The following is a 20,828-nucleotide window of genomic DNA, read 5'->3' as shown; positions in this document are numbered from 1 at the left end:
GGAAGACGCTAGGGATCCGCGACAGCCCCCGGATCCGGGTTCCTCCTAGTCGACGAGGCCGCGCGGGCACCCTGTCGGGTTGCCGTCGCGCCCGCCCGCCCGGACCGCGCCGGCGGCTAGCGTGCGGTCATGGGCAGCGGTCCGGCGCCGGCCGGTGCCGTCGGCACGGCCACGGACACCGGTGGGGACGCCCTGCTCGGGCGCGCCGACGAGTGCCGGCGGCTCGGCGCGCTGCTGGCCGGCGCGGTCGACGGTCACGGCGGTGCCCTGGTGCTGCGCGGCGCGGCGGGCGTCGGCAAGACGGCACTGCTGGAGCACTGTGCCGCCCGGTCCACCGGGATGCGGGTGCTGCGCGCCACCGGCGCCCCGTTCGAGGCGGAGCTGCCGTTCTCCGCGCTGCACCAACTGGCGCGCCCGCTGCTGCACCGGCTCGGCGATCTGCCCGCGCAGCAGGCCGACGCGCTGCGTACCGTCTTCGCCATCGGCGGCGGCTCCCGCCCGGTCAACCGGCTCGCCGCGTACGTGGCGACGCTGAGCCTGCTCACGACGGCGGCCGAGGACACGCCGGTGCTCTGCCTGGTCGACGACGCGCACTGGATCGACCCGGCCTCGGCGGAGGCGTTGCTGTTCACCGCGCGGCGGCTGCTCGCGGACCGGGTCGCCGTCGTCTTCGCGGCCCGCGACGCCCCCGCGTTCCCCGCGCCCGGCCTGCCGGAGCTGCCGCTGACCGGTCTGGCTCGGGACGACGCGATCCGGCTCGCCATGCGCGCCGGCCTGGACCGCCGGGTCGCCGCCGACCTGGCGGCGGCCACCGCCGGCAACCCGCTCGCGCTGACCGAACTGCCGGCGACGCTGTCCGAGGAGCACCGCAACGGATGGCTGCCGCTGCGGGAGCCGCTCGTGCTCGTCGAACGCATCGAGATGACCGTCCTCGCGCACGCCCGCGGGCTGCCCGACGACACCTGGCGTGCGCTCGTCGCCTGCGCGGTCACCGAGGCCACCACCCCGGCGCTGCTGGAGCGGATCCTGGCGGCGGACGGGCTGCGCCTGGGCGTGCTCGACCCGGCGGTCGACGCCGGGCTGATCCGGGTGACCGACCGCGAGGTGACGTTCCGCCACCCGCTGACCCGCGCCGCGGTCCACTCGGTCGCCGGCCCCGGCCGGCGGCGGGCCGCCCACCTGGCGGTGGCCGCCGCGCTCACCGGCGACGACACCGCCGACCGCCGGGCCTGGCATCTCGCGGCCGCCACCACAGTGCCCGACGAGGGCGTAGCCGCGTTGCTGGCCGGCTCCGCCGAGCGGGCGCAACGCCGGGGCGGCGTGGTGGCCGAGGCCCGCGCGTACGAGCGGTCCGCCCGTCTCACCCCCGACCCGGACGTACGCGCGTCCCGGCTCGCCGCCGCGTCCCGCGCCTGGGCCAACGCCGGCGCGAGCCGGCACGCCATCACTCTGGGCGAGGAGGCGATCGGGCTGACCCGGCGCGCCGACCTGCGCTGCCGGGTCAAGCCGCTGCTCGCCCACCTGGCGCAGCAGCACGGTGACATGGCGGGCGCCGAGGCGTACCTGGCCGACGCGCAGGCGTACGCGCAAGCGGATCCGCTCGGCGCGGCCCGGCTGATGAGTGCCCGCGTCAACCAGTTCTGGGCGCGGCTGGACGTCACCGGCATGGTGCCGCTGTGCGCGCGGGTGGCCGAGCTGGCCGCCGCTGATACGGGCGCGACCTGGCCGAAGGGGCCGATCCGGCTGGCCGCGGCGCAGGTGCTGGCCGGGCTGCCCGAGGGGGTCGCGTCGGCCCGTACCCTGGTCGCCGCCTGCGCCGGCCACGCCGACGGATCGGCGGCGGAGCTGGCCGAGGTGTTCTGCTGGATCGGGGACCACGACACCGCGCGGGCGCTGCTGGAACCGGAGATCGACCGGGCCCGCGCCACCGACGACGTGTTCCTGCTGGCGTACGCCCTGCCCCGGCTCGCCGGGCTGGAGTGGCGCACCGGCCGGCTGCATGCGGCCTACCAGGCCGCCGCCGAGGCGGTCCGGATCGCCGAGCAGGTGGCGCTTCCGGTGCTGCGGGCGGAGGCGCTGGCCGCGCTGGCCCTGGTGGAGGCGCTGCTCGGCGAGGAGCCGGAGGCGCTCGCGCACGTCGACGACGCCCGCCGGCTCCTGCCGGGCGAGTTCCGGGAGATCGAGGTCCGGCTCCGCTACGCCACCGGGATCGCGGCGGTGGTGGGGGCGCGCTGGCACGACGCCGTGACCGAACTGGAACGGGTCCGCCGGGCCCAGCGCGACGGCGGCATCGCCGAACCGGGGTGGCTGCCTGTCGCCGCCGAGCTGGCTGAGGCGTACACGCACCTGTCCGACCCGCAGCGGTCGGCGCGGCGGTTGCGTGACCTGGCCGGGGCCGGCGGTGCCGCCGCCCGCGCCGCCGCCGCGCGCGTCGAGGGCCTGCTCGCCGGCGAACCGGACCTGGACGAGGTCTTCGCGGCGGCGCTGGCCCGGTGCGATCCCGCCGTCGTCCCGCTGGAACGGGCCCGGACGCTGCTCAGCTACGGGCAGCGGTTGCGCCGGGCCCGGCGCCGCCGGGACGCGCGGGTCCAGTTGCACGCCGCGCTGCGGTTGTTCGAGGCGCTCGGCGCGCAGGGCTGGGCGCGGCGGTGCCGCACCGAGATCGACGCCACCGGCCGGCGGCAGCCCGACCCCGGCGACCGGACCGTCGACCGGCTGACCGGTCAGGAACGCCTGATCGCCCTGCACGTGGCGGAGGGCCTGACGAACCGGGAGATCGCGGCCCGGGTCTTCCTGTCACCGAAGACCGTCGAGTACCACCTCGGCAACGTCTACCGGAAGCTGCGGCTGCGCTCCCGGCCGGAACTGATCCGCCACCTGTCCGGCCCGCCGGCCGCGGGCTGACGACGCGGCCGGACGACCGCCAGTGCCGCGGCCAGGCACGCCACGGCGGCGAGCACCAGCGGCGGCCGGCCGCCGGCCGCGACCGCCGCCGACCCGAGCGGGATGGCCAGTGTGATCGGCCCGAACATCGCGGTGCTCGCCGTCCCGGCGACCCGTCCGAGCATCGCCTGCGGCGTGTACGTCTGCACGGCGGTGACCGCCGCGACGAGCGTCCACGGCAGACCGACGCCGATCACCACCGAGGCGGCCACGGTGCCCGGCCACCAGGGCAGGCAACGCCCGAGACAGCCGGCCGCGAACAGGACCGTGCCGGCGGCACCGACCGCGATCTCACCGTGGCGGCGGACCAGCCGGCCGACCACCAGCCCGGCGAGCAGCGATCCGCCACCCTGGGCGCCGGCGAGCACGCCGAGAAAGGTGGACGGCAGCCCGAGGCCGGTCACCACCACGTCGTACAGCGCCGCGGTGGTGAAGCCGGACATCGCGATGGACACCGCCGCGAGCGCCACGGGTACGCGTACCGCCCGCCGGGTCAGCAGTGCGGTGAGCCCGTCCCGGACTCGCGCCGGCCGTGCGGCCGGGGGAGCGGGGACGGTACGCGTCAGGCGCAACGCGCCGTACAGGGCGGCCACGAGCACCGGTACGACGGCGGCGAGCACCGCGACGACGTGCCCGCCCCGCCACGCGTACAGGCCCGCCCCGGCCAGCGGCGCCACCAGCTTCACGCCCTCCTGCGCGCTCGACCGCCAGCCGTTGACGTCGGCCAGCCGGGCCGGGGGGAGCGCGGCGGGCAGCAGCGCGGTCTCGCCGGCGTCGACGAGCACGTAGCCGATCCCGTAGGCGAGCGAGACGGCGTAGATCAGCCACGCCTCGCCGGGCCCCCGTACCGCGAGCAGACTCAGCAGCGCGGCGGCGAGCGCGAGGTTGACGCCGATCACCAGGGGACGCCGGGGCACCCGGTCGAGCAGGCCGCCGAGCCACGGGCCGGTCAGCGTCGGGGCGTAGACGCAGAGCCCGGCCAGCGCGGCGAGCCCGGTGGAGCCGGTCAGGTCCAGGATCCAGATCCCGCAGACCAGGGCCATGGCGCTGCCGCCGAGGCCGGACAGCAGCGAGACGGCCACGAACAGGACGGCGTTGCGGCGCATGGATCCCCCGTGAGGTTGAGCCTGGTGGACTCACATCCTCCGGAGTTGAGCCGTCAGGGGGCAATGCCTAGAGCAATCGTCAATGCGACGTTGACAGGGCGGCGGCGATACGCAGCGCGGCGTCGCGTGCCGGAGCGGGCAGCCGCCGCCCCGCCCCGGCTAGGTCGTCGGCGAGGTGCGCGGCCAGCGTGTGCAGCGGCCCGGCGCCGGCGTCCAGCGCGAGCGCGCAGGTACGGCGCGTCAACGCCGCGCGGGGGAAACGGCCGTCCCACGCGCGGTCCGCCTCGATCCAGCGGTGCAGGTCGGTGACCGCCGCCCGCAGCACAGGCAGGTCGGGGGCACCAACCGGATCGAGCCGGGACAGGCGGGCCCGCCGGGCCGCGACGAGGCGTTGCCGGCGCTGCTCGGCGGCCTGCCGGCTGCCCAGGCCCAGCGCCCGCGCGATCTCGGCCCAGGTGGCGCCGCCGTGCCGGGCCCGGTCGATCAGGTCAAGCTCGCGCTCGTCCAGCCGGACCCGGGCCGCGGCGATCTCGGACAGGTGGTCCAGGGTCACCTGTCAACGCTACATTGACAACCGCCTCGGCACGTCAGTCCTCGGGGACGCCCGGGCCCACCTCGCCGCGCGCCAGACGCTCGGCGTTGCGGTCGGACTCGCTCTCCGCGTTCTCCGCCCCGGCGCCCGGGTCCCGGGTACGCCGCCCCTCGGCGTCCTGGAACACCTGCCCGCGCTCGAGCGCGCCCTCCTGCTGCCGCTGGAACTGCTCCGGATCCGTCATGACCGTCAGGTGCCCCGGCGGCCACGCGGCAAACCGGTACGTCAGCGCGGCGGCGCCACGTACAGGCCGGTCTTGCAGCCGGTCTCGCCCGGCTCCAGCCAGATCCGGTCGTACCCGGGGGATTCGATCTTCCCGGCCGGTGTGCGGACGAGCAGGAGGCAGTCCCGTTCGGCCGGTACGCCGACGGCGGCGACGAGCGCGCCCTCGTGCACCGTCGTGTCGACGGTGATCCAGTCCTGCGGGAAGGCCGCCCGCACGGCGCCCGCCAGCGTGTCCGGGGTGGCGGTGCGCAGCACTGCGGTGAGCCGCTGCCGCCCGTCCTCGGGCACCCTCGGCACCGGCGCGGCGGTGGGCGGCGAGGGAGCGGGGCCGCTCGGACAGTCGATCTCGTGGTACGTCGTGTAGCGGTAGAGCTCGAACTCGTAGCGGTAGCAGCGCGTGGCCTCACCGGCGCTGTTGCTCGCGCCGCCGATCGACACCGGCGGCCGCTCCGGGACTGTCACCACGAACCGCACGTCGACGGTGGCCCGCTCGTTCCCGGCGGTGCGGCCGGACCAGGCCAGCGCCTCCCGCCGGACCGTCGCACCGCCGCCGGACGCGGCGTCCTTCGGCTCCTGGACGATCTCGGCCGCCGCGATCGACCCGGCGTCCCGCGCCCGGTTGCGGTGCCCCAGCTCCGTGTTGAGCTGCTTCGCCTCCGCCGCCGCGGTGTCGCGCGCCAGCGCGTCGCCGCTCTCCTCCCCGAGTCCCCTCCCGCACCCCGCCGACGCGAGCAGGAGCACCGCGAGCGTCCACCGCACCCACCGGTGACGGGACGGAGGTGTCGGCCCGGTGGCGCTGCGTGTCCGGTTCACCGCGCGGACGTTACCGGCGCGCCGGGCGCCGCGCTGCCCCGTACGCGGGGGCCGTTGGTCCCGGGCCCGACAGGCCGACGGCCCTGCGACCCACGTAGGGTCGCGCGGCATGCTGGGATTGCCCGGCGCGGGCGGCGACGACATGGAGGACGATGTGGTGATCAACGGCGGGCCGGCGACAGCGACGACGCCCACCGAGATCTCTCCGGCCCCCGCGACCGGGCTCGGCTCGGCCGAGGCGGCCGCCCGGCTGCGCGCCGACGGCCCGAACACCGTTGCCGCCCCGCGCAAGCGCGGGCTGGCCGGCCGGGTGTTCCGCCAGCTCACCGACCCGCTGGTGGCGCTGCTGCTGGCCGCCGCCGTGGTGACCACGCTGCTGCGCGACTACCCGGACACCGCCGTGATCGTGCTGGTCGTCCTCATCAACACCGCGATCGGGGTGGTGCAGGAGGTACGCGCCGACCGGGCCGTCGCCGCGCTGGACCGGCTCGCCGCGCCGACCGCGCGTGTGGTCCGCGACGGCCGTGACCTCGTGCTGCCCGCCGCCGACCTGGTCCGCGACGACCTGGTCCGGCTGGAGGCGGGCGACGTGGTTCCGGCCGACCTCGATCTCACCGACGCGGTACGCCTCAGCCTGGACGAGTCGGCGCTGACCGGCGAGTCGGTGCCGGTGGCCCGGGTCGCGGGGGAGGAGGCGAGCGCCGGCACCGTGGTCACCACCGGCCGCGCCACCGGAACCGTGGCGCGCACCGGCGCGGCGAGCGCGCTGGGCCGGATCAGCGCCCTGGTCGCGGCGACCCGGCCGGCGCCCACTCCGCTGCAACGACGCCTGTCCTCGCTCGGCCGGGTGCTCGGCCTGACCGCCGTGGTGCTCTCCGGGCTGGTCTTCGCCATCGGCGTGCTCGACGGGCGGCCGGTCACGCAGATGGCCGTCACCGCCGTCAGCCTCGTGGTGGCGGCCGTACCGGAGTCGCTGCCCGCCGTCGTCACGCTGGCGCTCGCCCTGGGCGCGCGCCGGATGGCCGGCAGCCGCGCCATCCCCCGCCGGCTGCACGCGGTGGAGACCCTCGGCTCGGTCACCGTGATCGCCTCCGACAAGACCGGCACGCTCACCGAGGGCCGGATGGCGGTGCAGTACGCGGTCGTCCCCGGCCGCGACCGCTACGCCGTCACCGGCACCGGCTACGCGCCCGGCGGCGAGGTGCACCACCGGGGCGAGCCGGTGAGCGCCCCCGACGAGCTGCGCGCCCTCGCCCGCGCCGGGCTGCTCTGCAACGACGCCACTGTGACGCCGCCGACCGACGAGCGGCCCGAGTGGACGGCGATCGGTGATCCGCTGGAGGCTGCGCTCGTCACGTTCGGCGCCCGCTGCGGCCTGGACCCGGACACCACCCGCGACGCCTGGCCCCGCGTGGCGGAGGCCCCGTTCGACCAGGACCTGCGCCGGATGACCACCGTGCACCGCCGCTGCGACGGGCGCTACCTGGTGGTCTGCAAGGGCGCGCCGGAGAACCTGCTGGCCGCGCCGCTGGTGGACGCCGACGCCGCGGAACTGGCCGAGCTGACCGACGCCGCGCACCGGCTCGCCACCGAAGGGCTGCGCGTGCTGGCGGTGGCCTCCGCGGTGGTCGACACCCTGCCCGACCCGGCCCGGCCGACCGGCCTGCGCCCGCTGGGCCTGGTCGCGGTCGGCGACCCGCTGCGCGCCGCGGCGCCCGGCATCGCCGCGGGCTTCGAGGAGGCAGGCATCCGGCTGGTCCTCATCACCGGCGACCACCCGGCGACCGCCGCCGCCATCGGCGGACGGCTCGGGCTCTGGCGCGACGGCGACCCGCTCGCCAACGGTGACGACGGCGACCCGGGCCGCGCCCACCCCGAGACCCGGGTGTACGCGCGGACCCAGCCGGAACAGAAGCTCGACATCATCGCCGGCCTCCAGAACCGGGGGCACGTGGTGGCGATGACCGGCGACGGCGTCAACGACGCCCCGGCGCTGCGCCGCGCGGACATCGGCGTGGCCATGGGTGGCGGCACCGAGGTGGCCCGGCAGGCCTCCGACCTGGTGCTCGTCGACGACGACCTGACCACCGTGGCGACCGCCATCGGCGAGGGCCGCCGGATCTACGACAACATCCGCCGGTTCCTGCGCTACGCGCTCGCCGGTGGCGTGGCCGAGATCGCGGTGATGCTGCTCGGCCCGCTGTTCGGCCTGCCGGTGCCGCTTCTGCCGGCGCAGATCCTCTGGATCAACCTGCTCACCCACGGCGTCCCCGGCGTGGCGCTCGGCGCGGAACCGGCCGAGCCGGGCACGCTGCGCCGGCCGCCCCGCTCCCCGCAGGAGTCGGTCCTCGGCGCCGGCCTGGGCCGGGACGTGCTGGTCACCGGCGGGCTGATCGCCGCGGCGACGCTGGGCGCCGGGGTGTGGGCCGCGGCGGCCGACCGGCCGTGGCAGTCGGTGGTGTTCGTGGTGCTCGGCCTGGCCCAGCTCGGCGTGGCGCTGGCGGTCCGCGCGATCCGTACCCCGGGCTCGCGCGAACGCAACCTCGCGCTGCCGGTGGCGGTAGCGGTCTCCGCTGTGCTCCAGGTGGCGGGCGTGCTGCTGCCGCCGCTGCGCGAGCTGCTCGGCACGTCCCCGCTCAGCGCGCTCGACCTGCTCGCCTGCGCCGCGATCGGCGTGCTGCCGGGGCTGGTGCTGCGGCTGACCCGCCGTCTCCGCGGGACCAACGGCCCTCACGCCGTGACCCCGGACCCTGCCGGGCCGGCCGCCTGACCGGCAGGCTGAGCACGAGTGAAGGAGGACGACATGACGATCCACTCGCAGGCCCCCGTCGTGGTGGGCGTGGACGGCTCCGCCGCCTCGCTGGACGCGGTCCGGGTCGCCGCCCGCGAGGCCGCCGACCGGAACCGGCCGCTGCAGGTCGTCCACGCGTTCATCTGGCCGCTGACCCGCGCGCCGCTCACCCCGGCCCCGGGCGCGCCCGCCGGCGCCGGCCTGCGCAACCAGGCCGAACGGGTCGTCGCCGAGGCGGTCGCCGAGGCCGGCAAGGTCGCCCCGGACGTCCCGGTCACCGGCGTGGTGGTCGACGGCGCACCGGCTGCGGTGCTGGTCGCCGAGTCCCGCGAGGCGGCGCTGATCGTGCTCGGCCACCGGGGCCTGGGCGGGTTCGCCGGCCTGCTGATCGGCTCGGTCACGCTCCAGGTGTCGGCCCGCGCACACTGCCCGGTGCTGGTGACGCGCGGCGAGGCGCGCGCCGACGGCCCGATCGTGGTCGGCGTGGACGGCTCCGAGCTGTCCACCGCGGCGGTCGGGTACGCGTACGAGGAGGCCGCCCGCCGGGGCGCGTCGCTGATCGTGGTGCACGCCTGGCTGTACCCCACCCCGATCGGCCCCGGCGACATCCTGCCGCTGGTGTACGACCCGGAGGCGCTCGCCGAGGAGTCCCGGCGCGTCCTCGCCGAGTCGATCGCCGGCTGGGCCGAGCGTTACCCGGACGTGCCGGTACGGCAGCGGTCGCTGCGCGGCGCCCCGGCCCGGGTGCTTGTGGAGGAGTCGAAGGACGCCCAGCTCGTGGTGGTCGGCGCGCACGGCCGGGGCGCGCTGGGCGGGCTGCTGCTCGGCTCGGTCAGCCACGCGGTGCTGCACCACGCCCACTCGCCGCTGGTGATCGTGCGCAACGGCGCCTGACCTCGCGACCGCGCCCGACCAGGCGAGAACGCCGACTGTGCCCGACCTCCGCGACAGCGCCTGACGCCCCGACGGCGTCAGGCGCTGCGGACCGTGGTGAGGTCGGCCAGCCCGGAGATGGTCAGCAGCGGCTCCAGCAGCGGGCCGGCGATCAGCGCGATCCGGTCGGCGTGCGGGAACAGCGCGGCCAGCCCGGCGCTGTCCAGGTACTCCACCTTCGTGAGGTCCACGACCAGGGGTTCGCCGTCGGGGCGTACGGCTTCGGCCAGCGCGTCGGCGAAGGTAGACGCGTTGCTCATGTCGATCTCACCGACGGCTGCCAGCACGCGGACGCCGTCCGGACTGTCGCTCGTGGTCAGGGTCAGGGACGTGCTCATGGCGTGATCCTCGCCTGCATGTCGACGGTGGTGCCGGTGGCCCCCGGGGTGACGCTGATGTTGTCCATCAGCGCGCGCATGAGCACGAGTCCCCGGCCGCGGTGCGGGTCGGGAGGCTGGTCCCGGTCGCGCCAGTGGCCGCTGTCGGTGACGCTCAGGCGCAGGCCGCCGGCGGTGGCGGCGGCACGCAGCCGGATCCGTCCGCCCGGGTCGTCGCGGTGCCCGTGCTCGACCGCGTTGGCGCACGCCTCCCCGGCCGCCACCAGGATGTTGTACGCGTGGGCCGGGGCCAGCCCGCAACGCTCCAGCCATCCCCGCAGCGCGGTGCGGACCTCGGCCAGGCGCGTCGACTCGGCCGGGAACTCCAGTTCCAGCGGCCCGGGGTGGCGGTAGAGCAGCAGGGCCACGTCGTCGTGGTAGCCCCCGTCCGGGGTGAGCCGGTCCATGATCTCGGTCGCCAGCACCTCGACCGGCGCGTGATGGCCCTGCTGGATGGCGTCGGTGGCGCGGGAGATGCCGGCGGTGATCGGCTGGCGGCGGCGTTCCACCAGGCCGTCGGTGTAGAGCATCAGGGTGGCGCGCGGCGGCACCGTCGCTTCCGCCTCCGGACGTTCCTGCCCGGGTCGTACGGCCAGCGGCCGGGACCGGCCGTGCTGCAGCAGTTCGGGAGTGCCGTCGGCGCGGACCACGATGGCCGGTGGGTGACCGGCGCTGGAGTAGCGCATCAGGCCGGTGGCCGGGTCCAGCACGCCGCAGAAGACGGTGGCGCAGGACGCCCCCGGCAGCAGCGCGGCGAACCGGTCCAGCGCCTCGAGCGTCCGGGCCGGGCTCGGGCCCTGCAACAGCAGTGCGCGGCAGGCGCTGCGCAGCTGCCCCATCACCGTCGCGGCCTGAAGGCCGTGGCCCACGCAGTCGCCGACCACGATGCCGATGCGCCCGTCCGGCAGCTCCACGGTGTCGTACCAGTCGCCGCCGACCTTGAGCGGCATCGCAGCGGGGGAGTACCGCACCGCGAAACCGGCGGGGAGCTGCGCCGGGCCGAGGATCGCCCGTTGCAGGGCCAGCGCGGTCTCCCGCTGCTGGTCGATCTGGTGCACCCGGTGCAGCCCCTGCCCGATGTGGCCGGCCAGCAGCGCCAGCAGCGTCTGGTCCTGCTCGGTGAAGGGCCGCTTCTCGCCCAGGTCGATCCAGAGTGCCATGGTGCCGTCCGGGTGCTCGACGGCGATGCCGGCGCCGTGCGTACGCGTCGCCACCGGGGTCAGCAGCGGGGTGTCCCGCAGCGCGAGCAGCGCCTGCCGGCGCTCCTGCGGCAGCGTGTCCCACCGTGCCGCCGGGTCGGTGGCGGTCACCTCGGGGACGGGCGGGTCGCCGAAGACGGCCGTGAGCACGCCGGCGGCCCGCCACAGCTTGCGCAGCTCGTCCAGCACCCCGTGCAGCGCGTCGGTGAGGTCGTCCGCCTGCGACAGCCGCATGCTGAGCCCGGCGAGGGCGGTCTCCCGCTGCACCGCGTAGTGCTCGGCGGTGACGTCACGGAACGTGCCGACGATCACCCGGCGGCCGGTGTCCGGATCGTCGACCTGGTTGAACGCGGCCGAGATCCAGATCCGGTGCCCGTCGCGGTGGGTCACCGGCACGGTGTACGTGCCCCGGGTCTGCCCCACGAGTCTCGAGAACGCCTCCGCCACCTGGCGGTGCGCCTCGGGCTCGGCCTCCCGGTCCGGCCACCACGGGTGCACCGCCGGATAGGGCAGCCCTTCGGTCCCGTAGCCGAGGATGCCGGTGAACGCCGCGTTGATCTCGACCACCGCGCCGTCCTCGTCGCAGACGAAGAACGCCTCCTGCAGCGAGTCGACGAGCGCGGTACGCCAGCGGGCGTGGTGGTTGCGCAGCCGGGCCAGCTCCACGTTCGCCCGTACGCGGGCCAGCAGCTCGGCGGCCGGGAACGGCTTGACCAGGTAGTCGTCGGCGCCTGCTTCCAGCCCTTCGATCGAGGCCTCCTGCCCGGCGCGGGCGGACAGCAGCAGCACCGGGGTGCCGGCCGTCCGCTGGTCGGCGCGCAGCGCGGCGACCAGTTGCAGGCCGTCGAGCCGGGGCATCATCACGTCGCTGACCACCAGGTCGGGGGTGTGCGCGCGGGCGGCGTCCAGCGCGGCCTGCCCGTCGGCGACCGCGTGCACCTCGTGCCCGGCCGAACGCAGCAGCCGGGTGAGGTACTCCCGCATGTCGGCGTTGTCGTCGGCCACCAGGACGCGGGCCTGCGCCCCGTCGGGCAGCGGCTGGAGCGGTCCGCCGGCCGGGACGTCCCCGCCGCCGGCGGCGGTGCCCGGTTCGGCCGGCAGCCAGCGCAGCGCCTCCTGCACGAACGGCTCGGCCGACGCCGGCGTCCGGCCGGTGCCCGCCGGGGCGAGCGCGTCGGCCGGCAGGTGGCCGGTGCCGAACGGCAGCCGGATGGTGAAGGTGGTGCCCCGGCCCACGGTGCTGATCGCGTCGATGCCGCCGCCGTGCAGCGTGACCAGCTCCCGAACCAGGGCCAGGCCGATGCCGCTGCCCTCGTCGGAGCGGGAGCGGGCGTTCTCGATGCGGTGGAACCGCTCGAACAGGCGCGGCATCTCGTCGGCGGGTACGCCGATACCGGTGTCGGAGATTCGCAGCACCGCGGTGTCGGCCTCGCCGCGCAGCTCCACCCGGATGGCGCCGTCGAAGGTGAACTTCAGCGCGTTGCTGAGCAGGTTCAGCACCACCTTCTCCCACATGCCGAGGTCCAGGTGCACCGGCTCGGGCAGGGGCGGGCAGTCGACCTCGAAGGACAGGCCGGCCCGTTCGATCGCCGACCGGAAGACGCTCGCCAGGTCGGCGGTCACCGCGGCCAGGTCGACCGGCTCGTAGCGGGCCTGCATCCGGCCGGCCTCGATCCGGGAGAAGTCGAGCAGGCTGTTGACCAGCTTGCCCAGGCGCAGGCCGTTGCGGCGGATGACGTCCAGCTCGGCGCGGACCTGCTCGTCGGCGTCCGGCAGCCGGCCGCGCAGCTCGTCCAGCGGTCCCATGATCAAGGTGAGCGGGGTGCGGAACTCGTGGCTGATGTTGGAGAAGAAGGCGGTCTTCGCGCGGTCCAGCTCGGCGAGTTCCTCGGCCCGCCGCTGCTGTGCCTGGTAGCTGCGGGCGCTGGCGATGCCGGTGGCCAGGTGCCCGGCGGTCAGCTCCACGAAGCCGCGGTACCCGTCGTCGAGCGCCCGGTAGCGGTTCAGCCCGGCGACCAGGAACCCGTACGGGGCCCCGCCCTGCTGCCGCAGCGGCACCAGCAGCGCCTCGGCCGGCGCGGCGGGCCAGGCGCCCGCCGGCAGGTCCGCGAAGGGCGGGCCGTCGAGCCCGACCCGCACCGAATCGCCCTCGGTGAGGTCGCCGGCAGGCCACGGCGCGGCCGGGTCGCCGAGCGACAGCGTGGCCGGGGCCGCCGGGTGCCCGTCCGGCAGGCCGGTCGCCTCCACCAGCCGGGCCCCGCCGTCGTCGTCGTACAGGTAGGTGAGCGTGAACGGCAGGTCCTGCGGGTTGCGGGCCAGCTGGCGGCTGACGAACGCGAGCGTCTCCTGCTCGGTGCGGATGACGCTCGGGTCCGAGCCGAGGTCGCGCAGCGTCGCCATCCGCCGCTCGCCGATGACCCGCTCGGTGTCCTCGCTGACCACGCAGAGCATCCCGACCAGTCCGCCGTCGTCGGCGCGCAGCGGGCTGTAGGAGAACGTGTGGTAGGTCTCCTCCCGGTAGCCGGCGCGTTCCAGGAACAGCAGCAGCCCTTCGTCCCAGGTCGCCTCGCCGGTGCGCAGCACGGTGTCGACGCGGGGGCCGATGTCGTCCCAGATCTCCGCCCACACCTCGTTCGCCGGCAGCCCCAGCGCCCACGGGTACTTGCGGCCGAGCGTGTCCCGCCGGTAGGCGGCGTTGCAGAAGAAGCTGAGCTGCGGCCCCCAGGCCATCCACATCGGGAACCGGGAGGACAGCAGGATCCGTACCGCGGTCCGTAGGCTCTGCGGCCAGGTGTCCGGCGGTCCCAGGGGATGCGCCGACCAGTCGATCCGCGCCAGGTCCGGCCCGATCTCGCCGTCGACGGCGAAGACGTCGGCACGCGTATGCGGGTCGGTGTCAGCGCCGCTCATCGCCCGAGTCTCCCCCACCCCGTCCGGTCCCGCTCGTCCGGGCCACGTCGCGGCCTCGTGGTCGCTTCTTGCCCCGTCGCGCCCCCGGCACTCCACCCGGGGCGGGGAGATCTGACTCACGTGACGGCAGCGGGCCAGGCAGGGGTTGGTGGTGCGGAAAACGAAAGGCAAGGAGACAGATCTCCTCGCCACTATCAACGTATATCGCACCCCGGGTCTTGCCGCAAGACCCCGGTGATGCCGCAGAATCATCGGCCGATGCGGGTCGAGCTGCGAAAACGGGGGCACGGCATGACCGGACGGTACGTGTGGCAACTGCACGAGGTGGACGAGACGCGGATCGCCGCGGTGGGGGGCAAGGGCGCGCACCTGGGGGCGCTGAAGAGGATCGACGGGGCGCGCGTACCTCCGGGTTTCTGCGTCACCACCGACGCGTTCCGGCTGGCCGTGGCGCGGACGCCGGCGCTGGCCGGCCCGCTGGAGCGGCTCGCCCGCGCGGACGCGGACGACCCGGCGGCGATCCGCGCGGCCGCCGCCGAGGTCCGTCGCGCGGTCGAGCGGGCCGCGCTGCCGGGCGAGGTCGCGGCGGCGGTCACCGCCGCGCTGGCCGGGCTCGGCGCGGACGCCGCGTACGCCGTGCGGTCGAGCGCGACGGCGGAGGACCTGCCGGACGCCTCGTTCGCCGGCCAGCAGGACACCTACCTGAACGTGGTCGGCGCGGCCGAGGTGCTGCGGCACGTCAGCCGCTGCTGGGCCTCGCTGTTCACCGACCGTGCGGTGACCTACCGGCGGCGCCACGGCATCGACGACCGGGCCGTGGAGATGGCGGTGGTGGTGCAGCTGATGGTCGTCCCGGACGCGGCGGGGGTCATGTTCACCGCCGACCCGGTCACCGGCGACCGGACGGTGGTGTCGGTGGAGGCCGGCTTCGGTCTCGGCGAGGCACTGGTCTCCGGCCTGGTGAACCCGGACGTCTTCACGGTGCGCGACGGCGCGGTGGTCGGCCGGGCGATCGGCGCGAAGGCGCGGGCGGTGTACGCGGCGCCCGGCGGCGGCACCCGGGAGACGCCGGTCGACCCGGCGCGGCAGGCCCAGCCCGCGCTGACCGACGCGCAGGCGGTACGCCTCGCCGCGCTGGGCCGGCGGATCGAGGCGTACTTCGGCTGCCCGCAGGACGTCGAGTGGGCAGTGACCGGGGACGACGTCCACATCCTCCAGAGCCGGCCGATCACCACGCTGTTCCCGGTGCCGGCGGCCGCCGCCGACGGGCGGTTCCACGTCTACCTGTCGGTCGGCCACCAGCAGATGATGACCGACGCGATGAGGCCGCTGGGCCTGTCGATGTGGCGGCTCACCGCCATGGCGCCGATGCACGAGGCGGGTGGCCGGCTGTTCGTCGACGCCACGCCGCACCTGTCCACGGCGGCGGGCCGGGCCGCGTTCCTGGGCATGATCGGCCGGGCCGACCCGCTCACCCGGGACGCGCTGGAGACGGTCCTCGCCCGGGACGTCGTACCGGCCGCGCCGGACCCGGCCCCGGCCGGCCCGCCCGCGGGCGGACCGCCACCCCCGATCGACACCGACCCGGCGATCGTCACCACGCTCGTCGAACGCAGCCGGGAGTCTCTCGCCGCCCTGCGCCGCGACGTCCGCGGCCGCTCCGGACCCGAGCTGTTCGACTTCCTGGCCGAGGCGTTCGCCGAGCACAAGCGGGTGCTCACCGATCCGTTGAGCGCCCAGGTGATCATGGCGGGGATGCAGGCCACCTGGTGGCTCAACGACAAGCTGGGGGAGTGGCTCGGCGAACGTGACGCCGCCGACACGCTCACGCTGTCCGCGCCCGGCAACGTCACCGCCGAGATGGGCCTGGCGCTGCTCGACGTGGCCGACGTGGTCCGCGCGTACCCCGAGGTGGTGGCGTTCCTGCGGGACGCCGCCGACGACGGGTTCCTGGACGAGCTGCCGAAGCTGCCCGGCGGCGCGCGGGTGCGCGAGGCCGTCGAGGGCTACCTGGACCGGTACGGCATGCGCTGCGTCGGCGAGATCGACATCACCCGGCCACGGTGGAGCGAACGCCCGGCCACGCTCGTGCCGCTGATCCTGGACAACGTCCGCACCTTCGCCCCGGGCGCCGCCGCGCGCCGCTTCGCCGAGGGCCGGGAGCGGGCCGAGGCGAAGGCCCGGGAGGTGCTGGACCGCCTGCGCGCGCTGCCCGACGGCGAGCGCAAGGCCACCGAGACGCAGGCCGCGATCGAGCGGGTACGGACGTTCGCCGGCTACCGGGAGTACCCGAAGTACGACATCGTGAGCCGCTACGCCGTCTACAAGCAGGCGCTCATGGCGGAAGCCGGTCGGCTGGCGCGCGCCGGTGTGCTCGCCGACCCGGAGGACGTCTACTACCTCACCTTCGACGAGTTCCGGGAGGTCGCGGCCACCGGGCGGGTGGACGCCGGGCTGATCCGCAGGCGCCGGGAGGAGTTCCGGTCGCACCAGGCGCTCACCCCGCCCCGGGTGCTCACCTCCGACGGCGAGGCCCTCAACGGCTCGTACCGGCGGGACGACGTACCGCCGGGCGCCCTGGCCGGGCTGGCGGTCTCGGCCGGCGTCGTCGAGGGGCGGGCGCGGGTCGTGACGGACCTGGCCGGCGCCGACCTGGAGCCGGGCGACATCCTTGTCACCGCGCACACCGACCCGAGCTGGACGCCGCTGTTCGTCGCAGTCGCGGGCCTGGTGACGGAGGTGGGCGGCCTGATGACGCACGGCGCGGTGATCGCCCGCGAGTACGGCCTGCCCGCGGTGGTGGCGGTACCGGACGCGACCCGGTTGATCCCCGACGGCGGGCGGATCCGCGTGCACGGCACCGACGGGTACGTCGAGCTGCTGTCCTGACGGCCGGTCCGGGTCCCGGCGTGCCCCGCCGGGACCCGGAGCGCCGGTCAGGCGGGGCTGCCGGTCACCGTGTCTCCGGACCTGACTATCCGGTACGTGACCTGGGTGCCGCTCCAGAAGTGGAAGGTGAGCGTGACCGGGCCGTCGTCGACCTCGGCGAAGAACTCCGGCTTCAGGAGGATCGTGTTCGCGGCGTAGTCGGGCTGGAAGTGCGTCCAGAACTCCTTGTACGGGGTCCAGTTCGCCGGTCCGGCGGGGCTGCCGTCGGCGTACTTCGCCTCCATCGTGGCCAGCTCGTCGCCGTTGAACCGGGTGGGGACGGCGAAGGCGCCGGTCGTGCCGGTCGCCGCGGACTGCGTCGGCGGATCGTACGAGACGACGCTGATCCGCCACGGCACGCCGGCGGAGAAGCGGGCCTCGACGGTGGCGTTGATGCCGGGGGCGCGGTCACCGGCCAGCCGCGCCACGGCCGTTCCGGTCAGCGTGAGTGTGGTGCCGGACACTGTGTAGTCGGCGCCCTCGGTCAGCCTGGTGTCACCCTGCCACAGTCCTTGGAACGACGTGCCGTGGAGATCGAGCGTGAGCGCCTTCGCGGTGACGGCGCCGGCGCGGGACACGTGGATCCGGTCCGAGGACGCGGTGGCGGAGCGGGTGGTCCAGCTCGCCTTCATCAGGGCGAACAGGCCGGGATCGCGCCACTGGAGATCGTTGCGGTTGAGGAACGAGCCGGCGTCCCAGAGGATCGTGGTGAGACCTCTGCTGCGGGCGTGGTAGCCGACGGCCTCGAAGAACTTGAGCAACTCCCCGCGCTCGATGATGCCGGGCCGCGTGTAGTCGTAGCTGAGCAGCGCCCACTCGCCGATGATCACCGGGATACCCCGGGCGACGAACGTGTCGCGTACCCGGTTGAAGCCGTCGACCATGTCCTGTTCGACGTTGGCGTCGTACCGGGTGCCGCCGGCGATGTTGACGCTGAACGGCCACCACCCGTAGAAGTGGACGGTTGCCGCGATGTGGTCGTCCTGGAGCCGGCCGATCGTGGCCGACAGGGCGTCGAGCCGCGCCTGCTCGGAGCTGGTGTGCAGGGTGGGCAGCACGAGTACGCGGTCGGCGTTGTTCCCACCGGTGCGGCGTACGAGGCGTACGAATGCGGTGTTCAGCTCGTCCAGCACCTCGTCGCTCTGCGTGTCGCCCGCCGTGCCGGTGAACTGCGGCTCGTTGATGCTCTCGAAGAGCAGCTTCGACGAGTGGCCGCGGAAGGCGGTGGCGATCTGGGTCCACAAGGCGGTGTACCGGTTCATCACAGTGCTCCGGTCACCGGGATAGGCGTTGATCCACTGCCATGAGTCGTGATGCAGGTTGATCAGCACGTAGAGGTCCTCGGCCAGTGCCCAGTCGACCACCTGACGGATCCGGCTCAGCCAGGCTGCGTCGATGGTGTGGTCGGGTGCGGGGCCGTGGTGGTTGCTCCAGGTCACCGGGATGCGGATGCTGCGGTAGCCCTGGGAGCGAACGTGGTGCAGCAGTGCCTGCGTGACCGGCGGGTTGCCCCACGACGTCTCGTCCGGGATGGCGTCGAACGTGTTTCCCAGCCCCCAGCCGGGCTGCATGTCGGCCACCGTGCTCATCGCGTCGTCGGACGGCGACCCGGTCGGCGGCGGCGAGGTGGACGGCGACGGTGACGGGGAGCGCGAGACCGACGCCGACGGCGAGGGCGGTGGGGTGGAGGTCGGCGCGCCGCCGCTGCCGTCGCAGGTGACGCCGTTGAGCGCGAACGAGGTGGGTGCCGTGTTGCTGCCCGTCCAGGCCCCGTTGAACCCGAAGGACACGCTGGCATCGGTGCCGATCGTGGCGTTGTAGCTCATGTTCTTTGCGGTCTGGCGGGGACCGGCCGCGGTGACCGTCGCGTTCCACGCCTGCGTCACCCGCTGCCCGGACGGGAACGTCCAGGTCAGATTCCAGCCGTTGACCGGGCTGCCCAGGTTGGCGATCGTGACGTCGGCGGTGAAGCCGCCCGGCCACTGCGACGGCACCGTATAGGTGACGCGGCAGCCGGCGGCGGCCTGGGCGTTGCCGGTGACGGTCAGGCCGCCGGCGACCGTGAGGGCCACGACGGCGGCCACCAGGCCGATCCGCCGGCGGACCTGTCGGACGTTGTGCTCACTCATGAAAGGGCTCCTCGCCGTGCAGGCGTGCGGTCGGTGCCGGATGCGCGGCGGGCCGCCTGCGTGCGGCGGCCGGCGACGTTCCGGTGCGCGGCGCCTGCCCGGGGCGCGCGCGACGAGTGGCGAGGCTCCCGCGGCTGCCGACCGTATCGTTGTGACCGATAACATCGTCGGCAATCGATTACTGTACCGGAGGCCCCCGCTTGCGGGAACGACGCGCGGCCCGGTCGCCGGTATCGTCGTGAGCACCCACCGCCGGCCCGGGCGCCGCTGCCCGGCGGGCGGGCGGGGACGCACTGACACAGGGGGCGCGATGCGGATCGGGGAGCTGTCGGCGCGTACCGGGGTGAGCGCCCGGTCCATCCGGTACTACGAGCAGCAGGGCCTGCTCGCCGCCGTGCGGACACCGAGCGGGCAGCGGGTCTTCGCCGAGTCGGCGGTGGACCGGGTCCGGCTCATCCAGCGGCTGTTCGACGCCGGGCTGAGCAGCCGCCGGATGGCCGAGCTGCTGCCCTGCGTGACCGATCCGGAGATCCGCACCTCGTGGCTCACCGACCGGCTGCGCGAGGAGCGGGCCCGGATGACCGCCGAGATGGCGCGGCTCGCGCACGCCGTCGCGGTGCTCGACGACGTCGTGTCCGACATGAGCGTGACCGAGGACACCCGGGATCGGGCCGCCTGAACGCTTGCCCTTGACACCGGTGTCAACTCCTAGCGTCGGGTCATGAACGCGACTCTGGACACCGCCTCGCCGCTGGCGCCGCTGCTGGCACCCGTCACCGTCGCCGGGCTGCCGGTGCCGTCCCGCTTCGTGATGGCGCCGATGACCCGTAACCGCGCGCCCGGTGGCGTGCCGACGCCGGAGATGGCCGGCTACTACCGGCGCCGCGCCGCGGCGGGCATCGGCCTGATCGTCACCGAGGGCGTGCTGGTCGACCATCCCAGCGCCGGCCACGAGGACACCGTGCCGCGGATGACCGCCGGTGCGGCCGAGGCCGGCTGGCGGGGCGTGGTCGAGGCGGTGCACGCCGCCGGCGGCCGGATCGCCGCGCAGCTGTGGCACCTGGGCAGCCTGCGCGAGCCGGTGGACGGCCGTCCGGCGTGGACCCCCTCGGGGGTACGCGAGCCGGGCCGCCCGGCGCCGCACGCGATGACCGCCGCCGACGTGGACGTGCTGCTCGCGGCGTACGCGGACGCGGCAGGGGTCGCGGTGCGGGCCGGGTTCGACGCGATCGAGATCCACGCCGCGCACGGTTACCTGCTGGACGAGTTCCTGTGGCCGTACACGAACCGCCGGACCGACGCGTTCGGCGGTTCGCCGGAGCGGCGGGCGGCGTTCCCGGCGGCGGTGGTGCGCGCGGTACGCGCGCAGGTCCCGGCAAACCGGCCGGTGATCGTGCGGTTCTCCCAGTTCAAGGAGCGCGCGTTCGACGCGCGGATCGCCGAGACCCCGGCCGAGCTGGCGCGGATCCTCGGGGCGTTCGCCGAGGCCGGCGCGGACGTGCTGCATGCCTCGCAGCGCCGCTTCTGGCAGCCGGCGTTCCCCGGCTCGCCGCTGAACCTGGCCGGCTGGGCGAAGCGGCTCACCGGCCTGCCGTCGATCACCGTCGGCTCGGTCGGGCTGCGGCGGGACTTCCTGCGCCCGTACGGCCCGGAGTCGGTGGCGGGCCTGGCCGCGCGGCTGGCGGACGGGGAGTTCGACCTGGTCGCGCTGGGCCGCGCGCTGCTCGGCAACCCGGCCTGGGTGACGCACGCCGTGGCCGGCCGGCTGGACGAGATCGTCGACTACCGCAAGGCGCACGAGGACGTCTATCCCTAGGCGGCAGGGGTTGACGCCGGGGGATGTTATCGCTCACAGTCGATGGCAGGGCATGAGCGCCGCAAG

The 20,828-nt window shown here is 75.2% G+C and carries 13 protein-coding genes; 6 read left to right on the top strand and 7 right to left on the bottom strand.

What is annotated here, in order from left to right; all coding sequences use genetic code 11:
* The first annotated feature begins 129 nt into the window (after positions 1 to 129).
* Positions 130 to 2,904 carry a helix-turn-helix transcriptional regulator gene (locus tag OC439_RS02115; RefSeq protein WP_262011918.1) on the top strand — a complete coding sequence of 925 codons (2,775 nt, stop codon included), beginning with the start codon at positions 130 to 132 and terminating at the stop codon, positions 2,902 to 2,904.
* Here OC439_RS02115 and OC439_RS02110 read toward each other — a convergent pair.
* From OC439_RS02110 to OC439_RS02095, 4 genes are all read right to left on the bottom strand, one after another.
* On the bottom strand, positions 2,832 to 4,049 hold the full coding sequence (locus OC439_RS02110) for an MFS transporter (RefSeq protein WP_262011917.1): 1,218 nt from the start codon (positions 4,047 to 4,049) through the stop codon (positions 2,832 to 2,834). The two genes, OC439_RS02115 and OC439_RS02110, sit on opposite strands and share 73 nt — an antisense overlap.
* A 79-nt stretch (positions 4,050 to 4,128) precedes the next feature.
* On the bottom strand, positions 4,129 to 4,602 hold the full coding sequence (locus tag OC439_RS02105) for a hypothetical protein (RefSeq protein WP_262011916.1): 474 nt from the start codon (positions 4,600 to 4,602) through the stop codon (positions 4,129 to 4,131).
* A gap of 34 nt (positions 4,603 to 4,636) precedes the next feature.
* Positions 4,637 to 4,825 (bottom strand): ribonuclease, encoded by a 189-nt coding sequence (locus tag OC439_RS02100; protein ID WP_262011915.1) that lies wholly within the window; start codon positions 4,823 to 4,825, stop codon positions 4,637 to 4,639.
* A 41-nt stretch (positions 4,826 to 4,866) separates the two neighbouring features.
* Positions 4,867 to 5,679: a hypothetical protein gene (locus OC439_RS02095; RefSeq protein WP_262011914.1), complete on the bottom strand. Its 813-nt coding sequence runs from the start codon at positions 5,677 to 5,679 to the stop codon at positions 4,867 to 4,869.
* Positions 5,680 to 5,788: 109 nt separating this feature from the next.
* Here OC439_RS02095 and OC439_RS02090 point away from each other — a divergent pair, with 109 nt between their 5' ends.
* Together OC439_RS02090 and OC439_RS02085 are read left to right on the top strand one after the other, a co-directional pair.
* Positions 5,789 to 8,449: a cation-translocating P-type ATPase gene (locus OC439_RS02090; protein ID WP_262011913.1), complete on the top strand. Its 2,661-nt coding sequence runs from the start codon at positions 5,789 to 5,791 to the stop codon at positions 8,447 to 8,449.
* A gap of 33 nt (positions 8,450 to 8,482) precedes the next feature.
* Entirely contained in the window at positions 8,483 to 9,364 is an 882-nt protein-coding gene (locus OC439_RS02085) for a universal stress protein (protein WP_262011912.1), read from the top strand.
* 77 nt (positions 9,365 to 9,441) lie between these two features.
* On the opposite strand, the gene OC439_RS02080 is transcribed toward OC439_RS02085, so the two are convergent.
* Both OC439_RS02080 and OC439_RS02075 read right to left on the bottom strand, forming a co-directional pair.
* Positions 9,442 to 9,741, bottom strand: coding sequence for an STAS domain-containing protein (locus tag OC439_RS02080; protein WP_262011911.1), 300 nt, complete (start codon positions 9,739 to 9,741; stop codon positions 9,442 to 9,444).
* Positions 9,738 to 13,889, bottom strand: coding sequence for a SpoIIE family protein phosphatase (locus OC439_RS02075; protein ID WP_262011910.1), 4,152 nt, complete (start codon positions 13,887 to 13,889; stop codon positions 9,738 to 9,740). The genes OC439_RS02080 and OC439_RS02075 overlap by 4 nt, the downstream gene beginning before the upstream one ends.
* A gap of 291 nt (positions 13,890 to 14,180) precedes the next feature.
* On the opposite strand from OC439_RS02075, the gene rph reads away from it, so the two are divergent.
* Positions 14,181 to 16,778, top strand: a complete 2,598-nt coding sequence (gene rph, locus OC439_RS02070; RefSeq protein ID WP_262012002.1) for a rifamycin-inactivating phosphotransferase — start codon at positions 14,181 to 14,183, stop codon at positions 16,776 to 16,778.
* Positions 16,779 to 16,825: 47 nt separating this feature from the next.
* Here the strand turns inward: rph and OC439_RS02065 are convergent, their stop codons facing one another.
* Positions 16,826 to 18,946, bottom strand: coding sequence for a cellulase family glycosylhydrolase (locus tag OC439_RS02065; RefSeq protein ID WP_262011909.1), 2,121 nt, complete (start codon positions 18,944 to 18,946; stop codon positions 16,826 to 16,828).
* 310 nt (positions 18,947 to 19,256) lie between these two features.
* Between OC439_RS02065 and OC439_RS02060 the strand changes: the two genes are divergently transcribed.
* Positions 19,257 to 19,625, top strand: coding sequence for a MerR family transcriptional regulator (locus OC439_RS02060; RefSeq protein ID WP_262011908.1), 369 nt, complete (start codon positions 19,257 to 19,259; stop codon positions 19,623 to 19,625).
* A gap of 42 nt (positions 19,626 to 19,667) precedes the next feature.
* Complete coding sequence (locus OC439_RS02055) at positions 19,668 to 20,762, top strand: 12-oxophytodienoate reductase (RefSeq protein WP_262011907.1); 1,095 nt, start codon at positions 19,668 to 19,670, stop codon at positions 20,760 to 20,762.
* The last annotated feature ends 66 nt before the right edge of the window (positions 20,763 to 20,828 follow it).

It is taken from the genome of Micromonospora sp. Mcm103 (assembly GCF_024519755.1).
Classification (GTDB): Bacteria; Actinomycetota; Actinomycetes; order Mycobacteriales; family Micromonosporaceae; genus Micromonospora; species Micromonospora aurantiaca.
This window is presented reverse-complemented; position numbering and strand designations above follow the sequence as displayed.